Below are 22,224 nucleotides of genomic sequence, written 5' to 3'. Positions count from 1 at the left end.
GCCGGACGGCCTCCTGCCCGCCGGCCTCCCGGCCGAGGGCGGTACGGATCCGGCTCCCCCTTCGGGTGTCAGCGCGTGGGGCGGCGCAGCTGCCGCCACACCGCCTTGGCCGCGTTGTGCCCGCTCATGCCGTGCACCCCGGGGCCGGGCGGCGTCGCGCTGGAGCAGAGGAAGACCGCGGGGCGGGGCGTGCGGTACGGGGCGAGGGTCAGCCTCGGGCGAAGGAGCAGCTGCAGCCCGTCCGAGGCACCGCAACCGATGTCCCCGCCCACGTAGTTGGCGTTCTTCGCGGCCATCTCGGGCGGCCCCGCGGTGGCCCGGGCGAGCACCCGGTCCCGGAACCCCGGGGCGAAGCGCTCCAGTTGGCGTTCCACGGTCTCGGTGAAGTCGCCGCGCCAGCCGGCCGGGACATGCCCGTACGCCCAGAAGACCTGCTTGCCCTCGGGGGCGCGGCCGGGGTCGGCGAGGGAGGGCTGCACGGTGATGAGGAAGGGCTCGGTGGGCGGCCGGTTCTCGCGGGAGACGGCCCGCAGGGCGGCGTTGATCTCCCGGGGACCGGCGCCGACGTGGACGGTGCCCGCGCGGCGGGCGTCCTCGGAGGTCCAGGGCACCGGACCGTCCAGGGCGTAGTCGATCTTGAACGAGCCGGGGCCGTAGCGGTAGCCCGCGTAGTACCGGCCGAGGCCCGCGATCCGGGCGAGGGCGGTCGGCGAGGTGTCGAAGACATAGGCGCGGGCGGGCGGCAGATCGTCGAGGCGCTTGACCTCGAAGTCGGTGTGCACGCTGCCGCCGAGGTCCTTCAGATAGGCGGCGAGAGCCTCGGAGATGCGCCCCGAGCCGCCGCGCGCGACCGGCCACCCCACCGCGTGCGCGGCCAGCGCGAACACCAGGCCGACCGCGCCGGTGGCCGGGCCCGTCAGCGGCGCCCTGATATGGGCGACGAGACCGGCGAGCAGGGTCTTGGCGGGCTGGTCGCGGAAGCGGCGCAGCAGCCAGGAGGCGGGCGGCCCGCCCGCGAGGCCGAAGCGCGCGAGAGTCAGCGGATCGCGGGGCAGCGCGGTGCCCGGCAGCTGCATGAAGTCGCGCGCCAGCGTCTCCCACCTGCCCGCGAAGGGGGCCGTCAGGCGCCGGTAGATGACCGCGTCGTGCGCGCCGAGGGAGGCACCGGTCTCCGCGACGGAGCGGGCGAGGACCGCGGCGGAGCCGTTCGGGAGCGGATGGGCCATCGGCAGCGGGGCGTGCAGCCACTCCAGGCCGTAGCGCGCCAGCGGCATGGTGGAGAAGACGGGTGAGCCCGCGCCGAGCGGATGGGCCGCCGAGCAGGGGTCGTGCAGGAAACCGGGCAGGGTGAGTTCCTCGGTGCGCGCCCCGCCGCCGACGGTGTCCCGGGCCTCGAAGAGGGCGACGTCCATGCCCCGGCGGGCCAGTTCGACCGCGGCGGTCAGCCCGTTGGGGCCCGCGCCCACCACGACCGCGTCGAGCATCGAAGGCACCTCGGACTCCTTTGTCAGCGGGCGACCACTCGCCTCAGGATATGCCGGGTGCCCCGCGGCCCGGCGGCCGGGCCGAGCCGCGGTCGCACACGCTCAGGCACCCGCCGCGAGCAGCCCCGCGATCCGCCGCGCGGTGGCCTCGTCCCGGGCCGCGGTGAAGGGCAGCGCGTTGCCCCCGGTGATCCGGAAGGGCACGCCCTCGCGGGTCAGCTGGGCACCGCCCGCCTCCTCGACCAGGAGCAGGCCCGCGGCGTGGTCCCAGGCCGCCTCCCAGGAGAAGGCGGTCGCGTCCAGCTCGCCGCGCGCCACCGCCAGGTACTCCAGCCCCGCCGAGCCGCAGGGCCGGGGCCGTATCCCCTCGGTCCGCAGGGTGAGCAGGGCCCGCTTCTGCTCCTCGGTGGTGTAGTCGGGGTGCGAGGTCGCGACCTCGAGTATCCGGTCCCCGGCGGGGGCGCCCGGGGCGAGGGGGCGGCCGTCGAGGGTGGCGCCCCGCCCGCGTACCGCGACCGCGAGCTGGTCGAGGGCGGGCGCGAAGGTCCAGGAGGCGTGCAGGACGCCGTGGTGCGCGAGGGCGACCAGGGTGCAGAAGCCGGGGTCGCCGTGCACGAACTGCCGGGTGCCGTCCACCGGGTCGACTATCCAGACCGGGGCGTCCCCCTGGAGCGCCCGATAGGTGTCCGGGTCGGCGTGCACGGCCTCCTCGCCGACGACGACGGAGCCGGGCAGCAGCCGGGTGAGCGCGGCGGTCAGGTGCTCCTCGGCGCGGCGGTCGGCGACGGTGACGAGATCGTGCGGGCCGTTCTTCTCGACGATCTCGTGGGCCGCGAGCTGCCGGAACCTGGGCATGACCTCCACGGCCGCCGCCTTGCGGACGGCCTCTTCCACCTCGGACAGGCCGGTTGCGAGAAAGTCCTCGATCATGTCCCCCATGACACCACGCGGGTCTGACATCCCGTACCGGCCCGGTGAAGCCCTCGTTGAGCGCGGGTGAAATCAGCGCGCCGCCCGGCAGCCGCGCCCGTCCCCCGGCCGCCCGCGCGCGGCCCGTCGGCGGGGCCTGCGCGCCCCCGGCCCCTTCCGCGGATCTCCACCTACGAAGCGCTGCCCACCGCGTCCGGCTCCATGCCGCGGCTGTCCTGCCCGGGCACGCGCGGCGCCGGAGAGGAGGACACCCGGCCGTCCCGCAGCCGGAGCTCCGCGCGGCCGGACTCCGGGTCGCGCTCAAGCACCACGTACCGGCCGAGGACGGCGAGGGCGACCAGGCAGCCGCTCATCTCCAGGCCCTCCTCCACGATCGTCCCCAGCATGAGCACGGTGCTGTAGTCGTTCTCGTGCGCCCATCCGTTGAACGCCTCGGTCAGCAGCGCCCCGCCCAGGTACACCGCCAAGGCGCTCAGCAGTCCGACCCGCAGCTCGCGCGGCAGCCGCCGCGCCCAGAGCACCGCGCACACGGTGCCCGCGGCCGCGAGGAGCGCCCCGGGCACCACCCAGGCGTGGGTCGGCAGCGAGACCCCGGCCCACTCCTTCCACGACTTGCCGAACTCGCCGAGCCGCTCGTGCAGGGAGACCGTCTCGTCGATGCTGAGCAGCGTGGTGGCGGCCGCGAGACCGAGCCAGGACAGCCGCCCGGGGCGCGCGCCGCTCCCGCTGAGCATGGCGGCGATCAGCGCCACCCCCGCCACGGCGAGCAGCAGCGTGCTGTTCCACCAGGCGGGCAGGTTGGTCTCCAGGTCGACGTTGACCAGCCTGCGCAGGCTCGGTATCCGGTCGTAGTGGTTGTAGGCGCGCGTGCCGAGGTCCGCGAGGAGCAGGGCCCCGGTGACACAGGCGGCTAAACGCAGGAGGGGGCGCGACGGCGGCCGCTGAAGCTCACCCACGATCCGGTCATGGGTTCGAATGTCGGTCATGTGCATGGAGGTTATCGGCTCGGCGGGAGCGCGAATTCCCCGGGGTGCCCCGGTCGGGCGTGCTCAGCGCGGCGCCGCGGACTCCCCGGGCGCCCGGTACCAGGCCGAGCGGCCGAGCCTGCCGGTGCTGCCCAGGTCGATCGGCGCGGTCGGCCGCACCACCTCGGGCTCCGCCCCGGCCACCGCGGCGGCCTCGACGTAGGCCGCGTTCACCGGCGGCTTCGAGGTGTCCTGGTAGGTGTTGCGCCAGGCGAGGCTCGCGTGCAGCGACTCGCCGGGGCGGAGCGTGTAGGAGCGCGGCGACTCGTCCCGGACGCCTCCGGCGATGGCCGAAGTACCGCGCAGGATCCGTACGTCGAGGGGTTCCCGGTCGGCGCCGAGGAGCCGGAGCCGGGGGTAGCCCGCGAGCGTCTTCGCCGCGCGTCCGCAGTTGGTGACGGTGAGCCGTTCGACGCGCAGCCCCATCGCCGCTTCCGGCAGGCCCATCGCCATCCGCAGCCCGGAGGCGGGGCAGGGCCCGGGACTCCCGGCGGGCGCGCTCGGCTCCGTGCCGTAGGGGGTGCGGTGGACGTCCAGCGGCTCGGTGCGGACCGGGGCGGGTACGCCGGAGGGGGCGGTCGCGGGCGTGCCGGTGGCCGCGGCACCCCGGGCGCCGCCGCCGGGCTCCGTACCGCAGCCGGTGGCGAGCAGGCACAGCGCGGCGGCCAGGGTCAGGGCACTGGGGAACGCCCCAAGGCGCGGGGCGGCGCGGAAGGCTCTCACGGCGTGATCATGCCACGTGGCCACACCCGGCAGGGCCTCACGGCCGCCCGGCCCCGAACCGGCTCAACTGCCCGCATCCCGGCACCTCTTGAAGCCCAGGACCCGCAGTAGTATAAATCTCGTACTAGTGGGAGATCCGAAAGCGGGGGACGTGAGCCCATCACACGGCGCGTGGATACGCGCCTGCCTGCAGCTCTGCCTGCTCGGCATCCTGGACGGCGAGGGCGAGAGCTACGGCTACGCGCTGCTCAACCGGCTCGCCGAGGCGGGGCTCGACGGGGTCAAGCCCGCGACGCTGTATCCGGCGCTGACCCGGCTCGCCGAGGAGGGCGCCGTGGCCGTCCGCTGGTCGCCGGGCGAGAGCGGTCCGGGGCGCAAGTACTACGCGCTCACCGACCGGGGACGCGCGCGGCTCGCGGCGGACAGGTCCGACTGGCAGGACTTCATCACGACCGTCGGCACGCTCACGGGGGCACCATGACCGCAAGGGACACCATCGACTGGGCCCGCGAGGAGGACGCCCGCTGGGCCGCCGCCTTCGAGCTGCGGCTCGTCCTGCACCACGAGGTCCCCTCGGCGCTGCCCGGTCAGGCGCTCGCCGAAGTCCGGGAGCTGACCGAGGAGTCGGGGGCACCTGCCGAGGAACTCCTCGGGGATCCGCGCGCCTACGCGGACAGCGTCGCCGCCGAACGCGTCGGCGAGAAGCACACCGGCGCCGTCGACCTCTCCGGACTCACCCCCGCCCAGCGCTTCCGCTCCCTCGGCTACGCCGCCGCCTTCACGGCCGCCGTGCTCACCTGCGTGCACTGGGCGCAGGAGGGCATGCGGGTCCGGGTCTCCCCCGCCGCCGGGCTGTTCGCGGTGCTCCTGACCGCCGCGGTGCTCGCCTGCGCGGTCGCCGCCGGGCTGTACCACGCGGGGCGGCACCGGGCGATGAGCGGCTGGTGCCTCGCCGCGGCCGGGCTCCTCTCGGGGGCGATCGCGGCCGGGGCGGGCCTCTCCGACGACCCGCTGTTCAAACTGCCCACCCCCGTGGTCCTGATCGTCTCGGCGCTGCTCGCCGCCACGGTCCGCACCTTCTCCGGCCCCGGCACCGACGACTGGTTCCGCGGGCCCGCCGAGGAACCGGACGACGCACGCTGGATCCGCCGCCTCGGCGGGCTGCTCCGCGGGCGCCACGGGCTCGGCTTCCGGGAGGCCCGCGGCCACACCGCCGAGGTCCGCTCGCACCTCGCCGCCTCCGGCACCGGCGCCCAACAGGCCTACGGGGACGTGGCGGTGTACGCGGCGCGCCTCGCGGGCAAGACCGGCCGGGCCCGGCGCAAGGAGCGCCGCCGGCGCCTCGCCTTCGGCGGCCTGACCGCCCTGGTGCTCCTCGTCGACGAGGAGTACGTACGCCGTGGTGAGTTCGGCGCCTATCAGTTCTGGCTGGTGCTCGGGGTCCTGGCGCTCTTCCTGTGGGAGGCCCTGGTCCGTCCCCGCCTTCAGCGGCGCACCAAATAACCGCCGCCGGGCCCGCCCCGTACGAGAACGGACCCGGCCCCCCGCTCACCCCTCCACGCGCAGCGAGCCCCCCGCGGGGATCCGCACCGCCCGCCGGTGCCCGCCGATCACCACGGTGGTACGCGCCCCCGGCCTGCCGTGCAGCGTGGCCTCGGTGACCCGGCCCGCGCGCCAGCGCAGGTCCACGGTGAAGCCGCCGCGTACGCCCAGGCCCCGCGCGCTGCCCTCGGCGGACCAGGCGCCGGGCAGGGCGGGCAGCAGTTCCACCCGGTCCGGCCGGGACTGGACCAGCATCTCGGCCATCGCGGCGGGGATGCCGAAGTTGGCGTCGATCTGGAAGACCGAACTGGTGGCGCCGAGCCGGTACATGTCGAAGAAGTTGGGCGCGCTGCCGTTGCCGTGGTCCACCGAGGGCTTCAGGACCGCGAGCACCAGGCGGTAGGCCTTCTCGGCGTTCTTCAGCCGGGCCCAGCACAGGGCCCGCCAGGCGCTCGCCCAGCCGTAGGTGTCCATGCCGCGCGCGGTGAGCAGCGCGGTCGCCCCGTCGACGATCTCCTTCGGCGAGTCCTCGACGGTGATCCGGTCGCCGGGGAAGAGCCCGGCGAGGGGCGAGAGATGGCGGTGCGTGGTCTCGCCGAGGTTCTCGTCGGTCATCCACTCCTGGAGCCCGCCCGTGGTGCGGCTGACCCCCGGCAGGTGCAGCCGGTCCTGGAGCCCGGCGACGGTCCGCGCGTAGTCGCTGTCGCGGCGCAGGACGGCGGCCGCCGTACGGTAGTTGCGGAACAGCTGCCAGACGAGTTCCTGGGCGTAGGTGATGCCGCGGGTGTCGGTGGGGCCGTGCTCGGCGGACCAGTCGTGGTCGTCGATCAGCACCTCGCGGCTCTCGCCGGTGGCGGGATCGGTGACCGTGGTGGTGATCAGCCGCGCCTCCCAGAACTCGCAGGCGCCCTTGAGCAAGGGGTAGATCCGGCGCAGTCGGCCGGTGTCCCCGGTGTACTGGTAGTGCTCGAAGAGCGAGTTGCACAGCCAGGCGTTGCCGGGCGGATGCCACCACCAGCCGTTGCCGCCCCAGACATTGGTGGAGATGGCGACGGTCCAGCCCGCGATCTTCCCGGAGGTGTTGCGGAAGCCGTTGCGGGAGTCGTTGAAGAGCTCCCGGGTAGCGGACTCCCAGCGGGGCAGCTGGCTCAGGCAGTAGTCGGTGAGGGCCTCGAAGCACTCCGGCAGCCCGAGGCGGTCGGGCAGCCAGTAGTTCATCTGCACATTGATGTCGGTGTGGTAGTCGCTCATCCAGGCCGGGTCGTCGCGGTCGATCCACAGCCCCTGGAGGTTGAGGGGCAGCCCGCCGCCGCGCGAGCCGCAGATCATCAGATACCGGCCGAACTGCAGGTAGGAGGCCTCCAGTTCGGGATCGGGCGCGGCACCCGCGGCGGCCCGGGCGGCGAGCCGGGCCGGGGTGTCCAGGGCCCGCTGCTCCGCGCTGGAGGTGCCGAGGCTGACCGCGGTGCGCCGGTGCAGCCGCTGGTAGTCGGCGACATGGGTGGCGAGCAGCGCCTCGCCCCCGGCCCGGGCCGCCGCCTCGGCCTTCGCGGCGGCCAGGGCCAGCGGCTCGCGCTCCGGGTCGAGATACCCGGTCTCGGGCCGCGCCGTGTAGTTGGTGCCGCCGGAGACGATGAGCAGGACCTCCGTACAGCCCGCGAAGGTGATCCGCGAGCCCGCCGCGGAGACCTTCCCGCCCCGGACCACCGCCTTCACCAGGGCCGCGTACGCCAGCGCATTGGGCAGCTCGGCGGCGAAGGACACCGTCGCGGCCCCGCGGTCGGCGTGTACCGTCTCGCCGCGGGTCCCCGCGAGCTCCAGCGAGCCGGTCAGTACACCGCCGCCGCGCTGCCCGAGCCGCACCACGAGGACGTCGTCGGGAGCGCTGGCGTACACCTCCCGCCGATGGTCGGTGCCCTCGAAACCGTAGGCCGCGGTCACCAGTCCGTTGCTGAGGTCGAGGGTGCGCCGGTAGCCGGTGACGGCCTCCGGGGTGTGGCCCGTGACTTCGAGGCGGAGCCGGCAGAGCTGCCCGAAGCTGCCGAAGTCCTGTGCGCCGTACGGGAATTGACCCTCGCCGTCCAAGGCGGCATTGGGTCCACCGGTCCACATGGCGGCGTCCGTGACGGTGAACTCCTCCCGCGCCGGATGCCCGTCGGACAGCGCCCCCAGGCGTCCGTTGCCGACCGGGAGGCCCTCCCGCATCAGCGCGTCGGGGGCTCCGGGGCGCCGGTACCAGAGGCCCAGCGCCTCGGCCGCCGGGACCAGCGGCGCGCTCTCCGGCCGGGTCACCGCCGCGGCCCGCGGCGCGAACTCGGGCACCGCGGCGAGCGAGAACGCGGCACCGGCGACGGCACCGGCACGCAGCACTCCACGCCGGGACAGGGCGCCCTCCGCGGGGGTACCGGAAGTGGGGGATGCGGGGGGTGTCATGGCGGGTCCTTCATCCGGGGGGCGGGGACGGGGTCTCGTAGGCGGCGTCCCGGGGACGGGATCCCGTGGAGCAAGGTCCCGCGGCCTCCGGAAGCGCACGGGGGCTCGGGGCGCCGAACGCCGAGTACCTGACTGCTGACTGCTGACTGCTGACTGCTGACTGCTGACTGCTGACGGCGCGATCCTCGCCCTCACCAGAGATCCGATCAATCTGCGCAGAATCTAGAGTGGGGTCAGGGAAAGACGCAAGAGTCGGGACACAAATCCCCTCATGCGGCGAGTAGTACGAGACGACCCCTCGGAGGACTCGCCTCCACGTTCCGGGGAATTCACCCGAGGTGTCGACGCGCGTACGGGCGCCAGAGCCGGAAGGCCGATCTGCCCTTTCGCGCCTCAGCCCGCCCCTTCGCGCTCCTCCCAGCCCTCCCCCGCCTCAGCCCCCGACGCCCGCCACCCGCAGGGCGTGCACCAGATTCCCGGCACAGAGCGGGGAGATCTCCGCCGCCTGGCCGCGCAGCAGCGGGACCAGGCGGGCGGGGGCGAGTTGGGCGAGGTCCGCGGCCTCCTGGGCGCTGCGCGTACGCAGGAAGCTGTCCAGCACCGCGTGGACCTCGCGGTGCCGCCCGCTCTCCGCGAGCCGCAGCACCGCGGCGCCGATCTCGGCGGGCGGGCGCCCCGCGCCCTGCCGCAGCAGATGCGCGGCGTCCTGGGCGCGGCCCCCGGCGGTGAGGGCGTCCGCCACCGCGACCAGGCGTTCGGTGGGCAGCGAGGACACCTCCCACAGCAGGGTGTCCCAGTCCGCGGCCAGCCCCGCGCGGCCGAACAGGGCGGCGATCCGCGGGAATACGGACGCGGGCCACTGGGCGGCCTCGGCGAGCAGGATGTGCGCCTCTCCGGTCCGGCCCGCTGTCCGCAGCCGGAGCAGGGCGGCGATCATCTCGGCGATCTCCCGGTCCGCGGCGGCCCCCCGGTCCACGGCGGTGTCCGCCTCCGGGCCGGTGCCCCCGCGCGGGCCGCTCTCGTCGGGCACCGCCCGCTCCGCGTCCCGAACTCCCGCGAAACGGGCGCCTCTTGGTGCCGCGCCACCCACCGCCGGGAGCGCCGCCCCCAACTCGGGCAGGGCGGGCTCGCTCTCCGCCACCGCCCCGGCGAACCTGGCCCCGCCCCGCGCCCGGCGCCGCTGCCGCGTGCCGGCGGTGGCCTGCTCGGGCACCACCGCCGTGTCTCGCGGACGGGGCTCGGCGACGGATTCCACCCCCGCCGAACGAGGCCCGGGCACAGAGCCCCCCTCCGCCGGACGAGGCCCGGACGCAGCATCCCCCTCCGCCGAACGAGGCTCGGGCACAGTCACCGAACGCTCTTCGCCGGACCAGCCCCCAGCAGACCCGGCGGCAGCAGCGACCCCGCCCCCGACCGACCGCCGCTGCTCCAACGCGCCCAGCCGGAAACGGAGTTCGGCGCAGCGCGCCCGCGCCCGGTGCTGGTCGTCCCGGGCCCAGGAGAGTTCGTACGCGATCTCGCGGGCCCGGGTGGCGGAGTCGGCGGTGGAGAGCCGGGCCGCCAGTTCCTGGAGCCGTCCGGTGGCCCGGCGCTGTTCGCCGAGCATCAGCTCCAGTCTGCCGAGCAGCGCCTCGCGTCCGCCGCTACGCGCGTCATATGCGGCCGCGCAGGCGCCGTGCAGGGCGCGCGCCCGGGGCCTTTCGCCTGCCGCCGCCTCGGCGCCCTCGTGTGCGGCGAGGTCCTGGAGCAGCGCCTCGACCACGTCCCAGGGCGGCACCTCCCGGCCCTCGGCGCAGGCGCGCATGCCCTGCGGATCGCGCTGCCAGAACACGCCGTACCATCCCGCGCGCGGATCGAGGCGCGCCAGCAGCGCGCCCCAGTAGTCCACGAACTCCCGTATGTGTACGGGTAGTTGTTCCGCCACCATCGATGCTGCCCCCCGTCAGGACCGGAAGCCGTGCAAGGGGACAGCAAACACCCCGCGTGTTACGGGATCGCTAAGCGGAGCTTTCCTGCCCTGCCCGCCGCGCTCGCGCCGCATCGGGACGGGGACGGTCACGCGCAGGGGCCGGGGAAGCCCTCGGCCTCCCCGGCCCCTGCGATCGCATCCGCTGCCGGCCCTCGGGCCGGACCACCCGCGGTCGGGCGTACTACCGGTTGTCGCGTCGTACTACCGGTTGTCGGGCCGGACCACCATGGCGGAGCCGCCGCCCCGGCGTTCGGTCTCGGCGGCGGCGAGCCAGCGTCCGTCGCCGAGACGCTGCACCCCGGTGGCCGCGCCGATCTCGGGGTTCTGGGTGAAGGCGTGCCCGAGTTGGCCGAGCCGGTCCTTCAACGGGCTGTTCCACAGGGCCGGTTCGAGTTCGGTGGTCGCCTGGTTGCGCTGGCTGGCGCGGGGCGCGGCGATCGCGTCGACCAGGGGCATGCCGCGGTCCAGGAAGTTGGTGAGCGTCTGGAGCACCGTGGTGATGATGGTGGCGCCGCCGGGGGTGCCGAGGGCGAGGACCGGGCGGTGCTGCGCGTCGAGGACGATGGTCGGCGAGATCGAGGACCGCGGGCGCTTGCCGGGCCCCGGCAGGTTGGGGTCGTGGACGGCCGGGTCCGCGGGGGCGAAGGAGAAGTCGGTCAGCTCGTTGTTGAGCAGGAAACCGCGGCCCGGGACCGTGATGCCGCTGCCGCCGGTCTGCTCGATGGTCAGCGTGTACGAGACGACGTTGCCCCATTTGTCGGCGGCGGTGAGGTGGGTGGTGTTCTCACCCTCGTAGGTGGTGGGGGCGGCCTTGTCCCCGGTGCCGCAGTCGGCCGGGTGGCGGGGGTCGCCGGGCGCGAGCGGGCTGGACAGCGCCTTGTCGTCCTTGATCAGGCAGGCCCGGCTGTCGGCGAAGCGCTGGGAGAGCAGCTCCTTGGCGGGGACGTCCTCGAAGGCCGGGTCGCCGACCCAGCGCCCGCGGTCGGCGAAACCGATCCGGCTCGCCTCGATGTAGCGGTGCAGATACTGCTCCTCGGACAGCTTCGCGAGGTCGCTGCCCTCCAGGATGTTCAGGGCCTCGCCGACGGTGGTGCCGCCGGAGGAGGACGGGGCGATGGAGTAGACGCCGAGCCCGCGGTAGGAGGTGCGGGTGGGCGCCTGCCGCTTCGTCCGGTAGGCCGCGAGGTCCTTGGTGGTCAGCGCCCCGGGCCGTACCGTGCGGCCCGAGTCCGGGTCGACCGGCGGCTTGTTCACCGTACGGACGATGTCCTTGCCGATCCCTCCGCGGTACAGGGACTCCACGCCGTGCCGGCCGAGTTCGCGGTAGGTGCGGGCGAGGTCGGGGTTCTTCAGGGTGCTGCCGACGGCGGGCGGGGCGCCGCCGGGCAGGAAGAGCTCGGCGCTGGCCGGGAAGTCCTTGAAGCGGTCCGCGTTGTCGGCGGTCTGCTGGCGGAAGGTCTTGTCCACGGTGAAGCCGTGCCGGGCGAGCCGCTCCGCCGGGCGCAGCACCGCGCCGAGCGGCCTGCTCCCCCAGGCGTCGAGGGCGCTACGCCAGGTGGCCGGGGTCCCCGGGGTGCCCACCGAGAGCCCGCTGGTGACGGCGTCGTCGAAGGGGATCGGCTTGCCGTCCTCCAGGAAGAGGCCCTTGTCGGCGGAGAGGGGTGCGGTCTCGCGGCCGTCCAGGGTGTGCACGCTGCGGGTGCGGGCGTCGTAGTAGACGAAGTAGCCGCCTCCGCCGACCCCGGCCGAGTAGGGCTCGGTCACGCCGAGGGCGGCGGCGGTCGCCACGGCGGCGTCGACCGCGTTGCCGCCCTTGCGCAGCACCTCGATGCCCGCGGCCGAGGCGTCCGCGTCGACGCTGGCCACCACCCCGCCGTGGCCGACGGCGACCGGTGACTTCTCCGGCTCCCCACCGGTGTCCGGGGCGGCGGGGGGCGCCGTCGCGCCGATCCCCACCAGGGTGGCGGCAGCGGCGAGTAGAGAGAGTTTCCGCGCGAGCGGGCGGCGCATCCGTACCTCCAGTGGCAAGCGTCCCCGCAGAGTAGCCGGAGCCCTGACCCCTTTCCAGGACCTCTCGAACCTTCGTGCCCTCGGCCGCTAGCATGCGCGCCCATGACAGACGAACTGCGCCTGATCCTGCTGGGCCTGGCGGTGGCGGTCCTCGGCGCCGCCCTCGGCTGGCTGCTCCGCTCCTCGCTGTGGCGCCGGGGCCTGCGCCGCAGGCAGTCCTTCTTCGGTCTGCCGCCCAGCGCGGAGTGCCTGCTCGTGGTCGACCGGGAGGCGGGCGCCACGGAGTTCACGGTCACCCGTCACGACGTCTTCGCACTGCTCGAACTCTCCCCGCTCATCAAGGAGTGCGGCGCGCACGCGCAGGTCCACGGCCATGACGCGCCCCTGCAGAGCCTCGGGGAGCGCACCGAGTTCTGCGTCGGCGGCCCGGAGTCGAGCCGCCGGATGGCCCTGCATCTGCGGTCGCTGCTGCCGGGCGTACGGGTGCACTCGGATCCCGAACTGGGGCCCCGCCACGGCGAGTTCCGGATAGGCGGCGATACCTACCCGATGGAGCAGGGCGTCACCGAGTACGTCCTGCTCGCCCGGCTCACCGCCGGGGAGGGGCCCGAGGAGCGCCCGGCCTTCCTCTTCTGCGGCCAGCGCGCGATCACCCACCAGGCGGCCGCCCGCTATCTCGCCCGCCACCACCAGCGTCTGCACCGCAGGTACGGGCGCCGCCCCTTCGTCCTGCTCCTCAAGGTGGTCAACTCCCAGGCGTACGGCCCCGATGTGGTCGAACTGGTCGCCGATGTGACCCGCAAGGCGCGCACCGCCACGGCCAAGAGCGCGAAGGACACGAAGGACAGCAAGGACGGGAAGGGCGAGAAGAGCGAAAGCTAGGGCGGACCACGAGCACACCGTGCGGTCTCCGCCCCTCGCCACCGCCCCTCGCCACCGCGCGGCACCCTCCCCCGCGATGCACTCCCCCCGGAACCAAGGGAGCGGCACCCCCGCCATCCTCAGGTGGCGTGGTGCCGCTCGGCCTCGGCGAGCCGGACAGTCCGGTGCGCGTGCGGCGTCCGGCGGTTGCTGTCCCGCTCCGCGATGAGCACAACCCGACCGGTGGCGGTGCAGCTGACCTTCTTCCCGCCGGGCTCCGCACACTGGTTCGTGGCGGTGCCGCTGCGCGAGGAGTGATCTCCGGCTGCTGCCGGGCGGGCTCGGCCCTGCGAGCTACTGGCGGACCGGGCACCTGCCGTACCCGGTCGATTTCCTCCCTGGTCCGCGGGCCCTCGCCCGCCCGGCCAGGTGCCCGGGTCCGAGGACCTGGCGGGCGGGCCGTTGCCGGATAGGTGCCTCGACGTCACTCAGCGCGATCAGAAGATCGACAACCATGCCAAGTCCTGCCCACTTTCTGTGTCGGTCCGCGCAAACTATCCACCGCAATATGGGACTTATTGGACGACACGCACTGATCTCGATTAACCGTATCTTCAGGAATCCTGGCTCTTCGCACTACCGGATCCCCGGACTCCCCGCCCTTCGGGCACCCGATACGACGGCGTCCCGGGGCGCCGCTCCCCCGCGTCCTCCGGGCTCCCGGGGCCCGGCCCGCGCAGTTCAGGCCTCGGCGGCCTCGGCGTAGATCTGGGTCAGCTCGGGGGCGCCGTTGACCGCCCAGTCCAGGCCCGCCTCGACGACCTGGAGCTCGCGGCCGGAGGCGAGGCGCACCACCGGATGGCCGCCGGGCCACACGTGCCAGCGCGCGCCGGGCACACCGCGAGTGATCACGGTGCCGAGATAGAGCCCGGCGTCGTTGCCGAGCCAGGGCAGCAGCTCCGGATCCTCGCGCCAGCGCGGGAGGAGCTGGTCGAGGGCCTGGAGCGAGGCGGGTGAGTCGTCGAGCGTGAGACCGGCCACCGCGGCCTGCGAGCGCAGCAGCTCGCACTCGGAGAGCAGCTCCCCGACCCCTTCGGGATCGTCCTCGAACACACCCGCGAGACCGCTTTCGCGGCGCTCCGCCTGCCGCTTGCGCCAGTTGTCCAAGAAGGGGATGTTCATACCGCCAGGGTGACACTGCCCGGCACCCCCGCACCACAGGCACGCGCGGCCCGGTGACGTACGCGCCTGTTCGCGCCGCGTTCATGCGTGGCTCATTGACGCGTTCCTGTCGTCTTCCTACGTTCATGGCGCCTCGATCCCTTCCTGCTACCGCAAGGAGCACGCGTGCGCCCTCGCCTGTGGACCACGGCTGCCGTACTCGCCTGTTTTCTGGCCCTGCCGCCCTGGCCCCCGGGGACCGCGCGCGCCGAGTCCGCCGCCACCGGGCAGCCGCTGGAGCGGCTCTACGACAACACCGCGGTCGGCGTGGACGGGCGGCCCTCCGGCGCCGGCTTCGACGGGGCGGGAAACGCACTTTCGGCCGGTGATCTCGCCGCGGCGGGCTGGACCCCGGGCCGCACCCTGACCCTCGGTGGCGCCACCTTCACCCTCCCCCGCTACGCGCCGGGGCGCCCCGACAACCTCGTCGCCGACGGCCAGCGGGTACGCCTGACCGGCCGCGGCTCCTCGCTCGCCCTGCTCGTCGCCGCGACCGGCGGCCCCGCGACGGGCACCGGCACCCTGCGCTACCGCGACGGCTCCCGGCAGAGCTTCACGCTGGGCGCCCCGGACTGGCGCACCGGACCGCTCGGCTCGAAGGCCGTGGCGCTGCCCCATGTGAACTCCCCCGGCGGCCAGCTCACCGAGCAGGCGAAGCTGTACACCGTCTCCGTGCCGCTGGAGCGGCGGCGCGCCCTCGCCTCGGTCGAGCTGCCCCGGGACAACGGGCCCGATCTGCACGTCTTCGCGGCCTCGGTGCAGAGCGAGTCCCCCGACTGGAGCGGGAGTTGGGCCGCCGCCACCTCCGGGCAGCCCGCGGTCGGGCCCTGGGCGGACCGCAGTCTGCGCCTGGTGGTGCACACCTCGGCGGGCGGGCCGCGGGTCAGGGTGCGCCTGGACAACACCTTCGCCTCGGCTCCGGTGGACATCGGCGGGGCGAGTGTGGCGGTGCAGGAGTCCGGGGCCACCGCCGCCTCGGACCCGCGCCCGCTGCGCTTCGGCGGGGCCACCGGGACCCGGATCGCCGCCGGGGCGCAGGCGCTCAGCGATCCGCTGGACTTCGAGGTGCCCGCCGACAGCAACCTTCTGGTCAGCTTCCATCTGCCGGGGACGGTGGCCTCGGCGCCGCTGCACCAGCTCGCCGTGCAGGAGTCCTACCTCAGCGAGGGCGGCGACCACACCGCCGAGCGCACCGGCGAGGCGTACACCGGGACGCTCACCAACTGGCCGCTGCTCGCCGGGGTGGACGTCGGCGGCGGCCCGGGTTCCGTGGTGGTGCTCGGCGACTCCATCACGGACGGGGAGCGCACCACGGCGGGCGCCAACCGCCGCTGGCCGGACCTGCTCGCGGACCGGCTGCGCGGCCAGCGGGAGGTCCCCCGGTACGGGGTGCTCAACCAGGGCATCTCCGCGAACCGGGTGCTCTCCGACCGCTACCCGGGCGACGGCGTCAGCACCGACACCGGCGGGGTCAGCGCCCTCAACCGCCTGGAGCGGGACGTGCTGGCCCAGACCTCGGCCCGTACCGTGATCCTCTTCATGGGCGTCAACGACGTGCGGTGGGGCGCGCGGGCGGACCAGGTGAGCGCGGGGCTGCGGGAGATCGCCGCGCGGACCCGGGCGCGCGGGCTGAAGGTGCTCGCGGCGACCATCGCGCCCTGCCAGGGCGAGAGCAGGTGCACGGCCCAGGTGGAGGCCGAACGGGCCGCCGTGAACGCCGAGTTGCGGACCGGCGCGGGCTTCGACGCGGTGCTCGACTTCGACGCGGTGCTCCGCGATCCGGCAAACCAGGCCCGGCTGGCGCCCGCCTACGACAGCGGCGACCATCTGCACCCCTCGGAGGCCGGGCTCGCCGCGCTCGCCGACTCGGTGGAGCTGGGGCTGCTGCGCAACTGAGGCCCGGGGGCGGGGACTTGGCGGGCTCAGTTCCAGTGCGCGGGGCGGTCCAGGGCCGGGGGGAGCCGGGTGCGGCCGTCACCCCTGGCCGCCGCGAGCTGGGACCGGGTGAGGAAGACCGTGTCGGTGAGGTCGGCGCCCGCCAGGTCCGCGTCCCGCAGATCGGCGCCGATCAGATCGGCGAAGCGGAGGTCGGCGCCGCGCAGATCGGCCGCGACCAGGCAGGCGCCGCGCAGGCTCGCCCCGCGCAGGTCGGCGCGGCGCAGCCGGGCGCCGAAGAGGTCGGCGCCCCGGTGGTCGCGGCCCTTGCGCGGAGCCCCAGCGCGGTGCAGCTCTCCCGCCTTCAGCAGGAAGGAGTTGACCCGCTCGCGCAGCGCGGGCACGTCCAGGGCGAGCAGCTCGGCGGCCTCGGCGCGGCTGAGCCGGTCCAACTCGGCGCAGATCTCACGCAGTTCGGCGCGGATCGGAACCGCCGCGGGCAGTTCGCTCGCCTCGGTGGCGTACCAGAGCAGTTCGTGCAGCCGAAGCATGACCGGGAAGACCTCGAACATGGTGCGCGCGCTGTCCGGGTGGTTGCGCCAGTCGCGGCCGCCGAAGGTGTGCCGGGAGACCTTCTGGCCGGCGCCGAAGCAGTCGAAGACGGTGCAGCCCGGGAAGCCGCTCTCGCGCAGCCGGGCGTGGATGCCGCAGCGGAAGTCCTCGCGCAGCTGGGCGCAGGCGGTGCCCGCCGCCTTGTCCACGGCGAAGTCCGAGGAGGCGGCGAAGGGCAGCGCCACGCAGCAGAGCCCGAAGCAGTCGCCGCAGTCGGAGACCAGGCCGAGGCTCCGGCGGCCCTCCGCCCCGGGAACCGGGGTGCTCTCCTGCCGGGCGCTCACAGCTCCAGGTCCACGACGACGGGTGCGTGGTCGGAGGCGCCCTTGCCCTTGCGCTCCTCGCGGTCGACATAGGAGTCGGAGACGGCCTTGGCGAAGGGGGCGTTGCCGTAGACCAGGTCGATGCGCATGCCGCGGTTCTTCGGGAAGCCGAGCTGGCGGTAGTCCCAGTACGTGAAGGGGTGGTCGTACTTGAGGGGGCGCGGGACCACATCGCTGAGGCCGGTCTCGCGCAGGGCCGTCAGGGCGGCGCGCTCGGCCTCGGTGACATGGGTGGCGCCGTCGAAGGCGGCGATGTCCCAGACGTCCTCGTCGGCCGGGGCGATGTTGTAGTCCCCGAGGACGGCGAAGGGCAGCGGGCCCGCGGCGTCCGCGGCGACGGTCTGCTTCAGCGCCTCCAGCCAGCGCAGCTTGTAGGCGTAGTGGGCGTGGCCCACCTCGCGGCCGTTGGGCACGTAGACCGAGCGGACCCGCACTCCGCCGCAGGTGGCGGCGACGGAGCGCGGCTCGGCCACCTCCTCGTACCCCGGGTCGCCGTCGAGGCCCTGGGCCACGTCCGTCAGGCCGACGCGGGAGACGACCGCGACGCCGTTCCACCGGCCGGTGGCGTGCACCGCGGACTCGTAGCCCAGCTCGCGCAGCTGGTCGGTGGGGAACTGCTCGGCGGTGGTCTTGGTCTCCTGCACGCACAGCACGTCGGTTCCGCTGTTCTCCAGCCAGGCGAGCAGCCGGGGGAGGCGGGCGGTGATCGAGTTCACGTTCCAGGTGGCGATGCGCATGGGCCCCAACCTACCCGGCCCCACCGACAACCCGGCCCGCCCGCCGGCCGGCCTCAGATCTCGGCGGCACCGCCGGGTGCCAGGCGCAGGTGCTCGGCCTCGGCGAGGGAGCCGATCTGCCGGTCGTAGATCGGCCGGGCCAGGTCGGTCAGGAGGGCGTCGTGCACGTCGTAGGCGCGGCGCGGGCGGACCTCGCGTACGTAGTCGACGACCTCCGAGAGCTTGCTCCAGGGGGCCATCACCGGGAGCAGCAGGGTGTCCACCGGCTGGTCCGGCACGGTCAGGGCGTCGCCGGGGTGGAAGACCGTGCCGTCCACGAGGTAGCCGACGTTGGTGATCCGCGGGATGTCCGGGTGGATCACCGCGTGCAGTTCGCCGTGGACCTGGACCTCGAAGCCCGCCGCGGTGAAGGTGTCGCCGTGGCCCACGGTGTGGACCCGGCCGGGGAAGGCGGGACCGATCTTGTCGGCGACCGCGCGCAGGGTCCAGATCCGGGTCCCGGGGTCGGCCTCCATGGCGGCCCGCAGCCGTCCCTCGTCGAAGTGGTCCGGGTGCTCGTGGGTGACCAGGATCGCCTCGGCGCCGAGTGCCGCGTCCTCCTCGGTGAAACCGCCGGGATCGATGACGAGGGTGCCCGCCGGTGACTGGAGCCGGACGCAGGAGTGCGTCTTCTTGGTGAGCTTCATGCCGCCATCCTGCTACGCGCCGCCACCCGGGCAGAGCGCCCGGGCCGGGTGTTTCGGCCACCGGCCCGGCACCCGGCCCGCCCGCGCCGCCCGCCGCCGGGGGCTACTCGCGCGGGGTGGTCTCCTCCCGTACGACCTCCTGGACGATGCGGAAGGCCTGGTGGGCGGCGGGCATCCCGCAGTACACCGCGGTCTGCAGGAGGACCTCCTTGATCTCGTCGGGGGTCAGCCCGCTGCGCAGGGCGGCCTTGGTGTGGCCGGCGAGTTCCGTCCAGTGGCCGCCCGCGACCAGCGCGGCAAGGGCGACGCAGCTGCGGGCCCGGCGGTCCAGGCCCGGGCGGCTGTACACCTCGCCCCAGGCGTAGCGGGTGGCGAGCCGCTGGAAGTCCTCCGCGAAGCCCTCCGCCTCGGCGAGGACCCGGTCGACCTCGGCGTCGCCGAGGACCTCGCGGCGCACCTTGAGCCCGGCCTCGTACTGGTCGGCGGGTACCGCCTCGGCCACCGGCTCCTCGAAGGGGGCGATCTCGGCGACCGGCGCGGGCGGCGGGCTGAGCACCGGCTTGACCGGCACCGGCGGGGTGCCGGGGGCCTCCTGCCAGGAGGTGGAGAAGTGGCGTACGAGCAGGTCGGTCACGGCGGCCGGCTGCTCGACGGGGGCGAGGTGCGAGGCGCCGGGCACCACGGCGAGCCGGGCGTCCGGGATGCCCGCGACCAGGGTGCGGGCCGCGGCGGGCCCGGTGACCTGGTCCTCGGAGCCGACCAGGACCAGGGTCTCCACCCCGATCCGGTCGAGGCTGCCCCGTACATCGAAGGTGGCGAGCGCCTCGCAGGCGGCGATGTAGCAGCCCGGGTCGGTGGTACGCACCATCTGCACGGCCCACTCGGTGATCGCGGGCTGGTTGGCGGCGAAGCCCGGGGTGAACCAGCGCTCGGGCGAGGTGCGGGCGATGGGGTCGAGCCCGTTGGTGCGGACGATCACCCCGCGCTGGCGGAACTCGTCGGCGGTGCCGAAGCGCGGGGAGGAGGCGATGAGGGTGAGCGCGGCGACCCGGTCCGGGTGGCGCAGCGCGAGGTCGGTGCCGATCGCGCCGCCCAGCGCGCAGCCCGCGTAGCCGAAGCGGTGCACCCCCAGCTCGTCGAGGGTGGCGAGCAGCCGGTCGGCGAGCTGCTCCACCGACTCGGCGGGATGCGCCGGTGCGCCGCCGTGCCCGGGCAGATCGAAGCGGAACACCCGCCACTGCTGCGACAGTTCGGGTATCTGCCGGTCCCACATGTGCCAGGTGGTGCCGAGGGACGGCCCCAGGATCAGGACCGGAGCGTCGTCGGGCCCGTCGAAGCGGTACTGCAGGGCCTCAGTAGTCGTCTCACTCACGCGGCCGACCCTCTCATCTGTCACGAGATGTCACACCGCCGGGGTGGATCTGGCGGGCTCCGCCCCGCACGGGCGCCGCCGGACCCGCCGAGGCGGCGGCTCCTCCCGGGCCGCGCCCTCCCTCAGCCGCTACGGGGCGGGTGTCGCTACGCGGCGGGCAGGGGGAAGAGCAGGCAGCTGCTCGTGGCGTGGGCGAGCAGGCGGTCGCCGGCGTCGAGGAGCCTCGCCTCGGCCAGCGCGGTCTGCCGGCCCCGGCTGACCACCGTGCCGACGGCCCGCACCCGGCCGGTGTCCGCGGTGATCCGCTTGAGGAACTTCACGGTCAGGTCGAGCGAGGTGTACCCCATCCCCGGCGGCAGGGTGGAGTGGACGGCGCATCCGGCCGCCGAGTCGAGCAGGGTGGCGTAGACGCCGCCGTGCACGCTGCCGAGCGGGTTGTAGTGCTCCTCGCCCGGCATCACCGCGAACATCACCCTGCCCTCGTCCACCTCGTCGAGGGTGAAGTCGAGGGTCGCCGAGACGGGCGGCCCGGGCAGGCGGCCCGCCTGGATCTCGCGCAGGAACTCCAGGCCGGAGACGCGCCCCACGACGGCGGCGGTGATCGAGGGGTCCTCCCACTCGTACGTGCGTGAGCGTCCCATGTCTCGGCATCCTCCCGGCTGACTCTGTCGAGCGAAGTTAGCCCGCCCCGGCGCTGGCTGTCAAAGCCGAAGTCAGCGCCTAGGATGGGGACATGGAGTGGCTCGACGTCAGTACGGAGAACTGCCCCGTCCAGCGCTCACTGGATCTGGTCGGGGAGAAGTGGACGCTGCTGATCCTGCGTGACGCCGCCAGCGGGGTACGCCGCTTCGACGACTTCCGCCGCCATATCGGCGTCTCCGAGGCCGTCCTGAGCGACCGGCTCCGGAAGCTGACCGCGGCCGGCATCCTGGCCACCGTCGCCTACCGGGAGCCGGGCAGCCGCTCCCGCAACGCGTACCGGCTGACCCGCAAGGGCTGGGACCTGTGGCCCGTGCTCGTCGCCCTGCGCCAGTGGGGCGAGACGTACGCCCCGGATCCCGAGGGCCCGGTCCTGGACATGCGCCACACGGGGTGCGGAGCACCGGTCCGCGTGGTCGTCGAATGCGCCGAGGAACACGACGCCTTGACCCCCCGGCAGGTCACCGCCCGGCCGGGCCCCGGAGCACGCCGCCGGGAGTGAGACGCCGGGCGTGGAGGGGCCGGGGCGGGCCGGGGCGTACGGCGTCGGCGGTCAGCCGCCCGGCTTCCAGCCGAGCGCGGGGCCGAGACGGCCGGCGATGTCGGTGAGGATCTGCTCGTAGTCCTCCTCGCCGAAGGTGAACGGGAGCGCGAAGGCCACCTCGTCCACCTCGCGGAAGGCCGCGTGCGCCCGCAGGCGCTCCGCGATCCAGTCGGAGGGGCCCACCAGGTCCGGGGCGAACAGCAGCCGGGCCGGGCCCTGCGGACGGACGGTACGGGGCAGCCGCGCCGCCGCGTACTCCGCGTACCTGGCGCGCTGCGCGGCGTCGGCGGAGTCGGTGGGGATCACCACGAGTCCCTGGGAGACCCGGGCGGCCTCCCCGGCGGGATGGGCGGCCCGGAAGGCGCGGATCTGGGCGCGTTGGAGGGCGGCGAAGTCCCAGGGCCCCTCCTGCTCCTCGGCCTTGACGACGCTGCTGGTGAGGAGGTTCATCGCGTTCTCCCCCGCCCAGCGGGCCGAGCGCAGGCTGCCGCCGCCGTACCACATGCGCTCCCGCAGACCGGGGGAACGCGGCTGCACCCGGTCGGAGAAGGACTCGATACCCTCCGTGCCGCGGAAGCCGGTGACCGGCTCTCCGGCGAGGTGGTCCAGGAGCCGCCGCACCCGTGTATAGCCGAAGTCCTCGGTGTCCGCGGTGTCCGGATAGAGCGCCTCCCTGACCCGCTCGTAGTGTGTCGGGGCACCGGTGCTGACACCCGGGTTGAGGCGGCCGCCGGAGAGGATGTCCACGGTCGCCAGGTCCTCGGCGAGGCGCAGCGGGTTCTCCCAGCCCAGCGGGGTGACCGCGGTGCCCAGGGCGATCCGGCGGGTGCGCTGGGTGGCTGCGGCGAGGACCGCGACCGGTGAGGCGATGCCGTACTGGAGGTGCCGATGGCGCACCCACGCACTGTCGTAGCCGAGTTCCTCGCCCCGCTCCAGCGTGCGCAGCGTGCTCTCGTGGCCCCGGGCCGGATCGTCCTCGTCGAACAGCCCGATCGTGAGGAACCCCAGCTTCTTCAGCGGCCTGTCACCCATACCCACCCGATTCCGCCCGGCAGGGGCCGCACAGCCCCGCATAGCGAGAGTAACGAGCGCGGCCGACTGGGGACGCCCGCGCGGATGGGCGGCCGGAACACCCCGGCAGGGCCGTGGCCTGCGGGAAGAGCGCACCGCGGACGGGC

The 22,224-nt window shown here is 74.4% G+C and carries 19 protein-coding genes; 5 read left to right on the top strand and 14 right to left on the bottom strand.

The features are described from left to right. Positions 1–68 precede the first annotated feature (68 nt). From HFV08_RS23670 to HFV08_RS31855, 4 genes are all read right to left on the bottom strand, one after another. The gene (locus tag HFV08_RS23670) at positions 69–1,484 is read right to left on the bottom strand and encodes a phytoene desaturase family protein (RefSeq protein ID WP_168542283.1); all 1,416 of its coding nucleotides are present in this window, start codon (positions 1,482–1,484) and stop codon (positions 69–71) included. 102 nt (positions 1,485–1,586) lie between these two features. Next, positions 1,587–2,414 carry an inositol monophosphatase family protein gene (locus tag HFV08_RS23665; protein ID WP_168542207.1) on the bottom strand — a complete coding sequence of 276 codons (828 nt, stop codon included), beginning with the start codon at positions 2,412–2,414 and terminating at the stop codon, positions 1,587–1,589. Between the two features lie 170 nt (positions 2,415–2,584). Next, a complete protein-coding gene (locus HFV08_RS23660; RefSeq protein WP_246341964.1) occupies positions 2,585–3,400 on the bottom strand; it encodes a DUF8692 domain-containing protein in 816 nt (271 codons plus the stop codon). Between the two features lie 63 nt (positions 3,401–3,463). After that, positions 3,464–4,162, bottom strand: a complete 699-nt coding sequence (locus HFV08_RS31855; protein WP_168542205.1) for a DUF4232 domain-containing protein — start codon at positions 4,160–4,162, stop codon at positions 3,464–3,466. 151 nt (positions 4,163–4,313) lie between these two features. Here HFV08_RS31855 and HFV08_RS23650 point away from each other — a divergent pair, with 151 nt between their 5' ends. Then, positions 4,314–4,643: a PadR family transcriptional regulator gene (locus HFV08_RS23650; RefSeq protein WP_168542203.1), complete on the top strand. Its 330-nt coding sequence runs from the start codon at positions 4,314–4,316 to the stop codon at positions 4,641–4,643. Beyond that, on the top strand, positions 4,640–5,665 hold the full coding sequence (locus HFV08_RS23645; protein ID WP_168542201.1) for a hypothetical protein: 1,026 nt from the start codon (positions 4,640–4,642) through the stop codon (positions 5,663–5,665). Before HFV08_RS23650 ends, HFV08_RS23645 begins: the two co-directional genes overlap by 4 nt. 45 nt (positions 5,666–5,710) lie before the next feature. Here HFV08_RS23645 and HFV08_RS23640 read toward each other — a convergent pair whose 3' ends face one another. The 3 genes from HFV08_RS23640 to ggt all read right to left on the bottom strand — a co-directional run bounded on the left by HFV08_RS23640 (position 5,711) and on the right by ggt (position 12,116). Then, complete coding sequence (locus HFV08_RS23640) at positions 5,711–8,137, bottom strand: glycosyl hydrolase family 95 catalytic domain-containing protein (protein ID WP_168542199.1); 2,427 nt, start codon at positions 8,135–8,137, stop codon at positions 5,711–5,713. Between the two features lie 433 nt (positions 8,138–8,570). Next, positions 8,571–10,064, bottom strand: coding sequence for a hypothetical protein (locus HFV08_RS23635; protein WP_168542197.1), 1,494 nt, complete (start codon positions 10,062–10,064; stop codon positions 8,571–8,573). Positions 10,065–10,307: 243 nt separating this feature from the next. Further along, a complete protein-coding gene (gene ggt / locus HFV08_RS23630; RefSeq protein ID WP_168542195.1) occupies positions 10,308–12,116 on the bottom strand; it encodes a gamma-glutamyltransferase in 1,809 nt (602 codons plus the stop codon). A 102-nt stretch (positions 12,117–12,218) separates the two neighbouring features. Here ggt and HFV08_RS23625 point away from each other — a divergent pair, with 102 nt between their 5' ends. After that, positions 12,219–12,998 carry a LapA family protein gene (locus tag HFV08_RS23625; protein WP_168542193.1) on the top strand — a complete coding sequence of 260 codons (780 nt, stop codon included), beginning with the start codon at positions 12,219–12,221 and terminating at the stop codon, positions 12,996–12,998. A gap of 720 nt (positions 12,999–13,718) precedes the next feature. On the opposite strand, the gene HFV08_RS23620 is transcribed toward HFV08_RS23625, so the two are convergent. Continuing rightward, positions 13,719–14,159, bottom strand: a complete 441-nt coding sequence (locus tag HFV08_RS23620) for a DUF6278 family protein (protein ID WP_168542191.1) — start codon at positions 14,157–14,159, stop codon at positions 13,719–13,721. A gap of 165 nt (positions 14,160–14,324) precedes the next feature. Between HFV08_RS23620 and HFV08_RS23615 the strand changes: the two genes are divergently transcribed. Continuing rightward, entirely contained in the window at positions 14,325–16,094 is a 1,770-nt protein-coding gene (locus HFV08_RS23615) for an SGNH/GDSL hydrolase family protein (protein WP_312885799.1), read from the top strand. Positions 16,095–16,120: 26 nt separating this feature from the next. On the opposite strand, the gene HFV08_RS23610 is transcribed toward HFV08_RS23615, so the two are convergent. The 5 genes from HFV08_RS23610 to HFV08_RS23590 form a co-directional block, all read right to left on the bottom strand. After that, on the bottom strand, positions 16,121–16,969 hold the full coding sequence (locus tag HFV08_RS23610) for a pentapeptide repeat-containing protein (protein WP_168542189.1): 849 nt from the start codon (positions 16,967–16,969) through the stop codon (positions 16,121–16,123). Next, positions 16,966–17,745: an exodeoxyribonuclease III gene (locus HFV08_RS23605; protein ID WP_168542187.1), complete on the bottom strand. Its 780-nt coding sequence runs from the start codon at positions 17,743–17,745 to the stop codon at positions 16,966–16,968. The genes HFV08_RS23610 and HFV08_RS23605 overlap by 4 nt, the downstream gene beginning before the upstream one ends. A 53-nt stretch (positions 17,746–17,798) precedes the next feature. Further along, positions 17,799–18,431, bottom strand: coding sequence for an MBL fold metallo-hydrolase (locus HFV08_RS23600; protein WP_168542185.1), 633 nt, complete (start codon positions 18,429–18,431; stop codon positions 17,799–17,801). 103 nt (positions 18,432–18,534) lie between these two features. After that, positions 18,535–19,803, bottom strand: coding sequence for a bifunctional 3-oxoadipate enol-lactonase/4-carboxymuconolactone decarboxylase PcaDC (gene pcaDC / locus HFV08_RS23595; protein ID WP_168542183.1), 1,269 nt, complete (start codon positions 19,801–19,803; stop codon positions 18,535–18,537). A gap of 146 nt (positions 19,804–19,949) precedes the next feature. Beyond that, positions 19,950–20,444 carry a PaaI family thioesterase gene (locus HFV08_RS23590; protein ID WP_168542181.1) on the bottom strand — a complete coding sequence of 165 codons (495 nt, stop codon included), beginning with the start codon at positions 20,442–20,444 and terminating at the stop codon, positions 19,950–19,952. A gap of 92 nt (positions 20,445–20,536) precedes the next feature. On the opposite strand from HFV08_RS23590, the gene HFV08_RS23585 reads away from it, so the two are divergent. Then, positions 20,537–21,004 (top strand): winged helix-turn-helix transcriptional regulator, encoded by a 468-nt coding sequence (locus HFV08_RS23585; RefSeq protein ID WP_168542179.1) that lies wholly within the window; start codon positions 20,537–20,539, stop codon positions 21,002–21,004. Between the two features lie 51 nt (positions 21,005–21,055). Here HFV08_RS23585 and HFV08_RS23580 read toward each other — a convergent pair whose 3' ends face one another. Further along, a complete protein-coding gene (locus HFV08_RS23580) occupies positions 21,056–22,078 on the bottom strand; it encodes an LLM class flavin-dependent oxidoreductase (RefSeq protein WP_168542177.1) in 1,023 nt (340 codons plus the stop codon). Positions 22,079–22,224: the final 146 nt, after the last annotated feature.

The sequence above is a fragment of the Streptomyces physcomitrii genome, assembly GCF_012273655.1.
In the GTDB taxonomy this organism is placed as follows: domain Bacteria; phylum Actinomycetota; class Actinomycetes; order Streptomycetales; family Streptomycetaceae; genus Streptomyces; species Streptomyces physcomitrii.
Note: the sequence above shows the minus strand (reverse complement) of the source record. Positions and strands in the feature narration are given on the sequence as shown.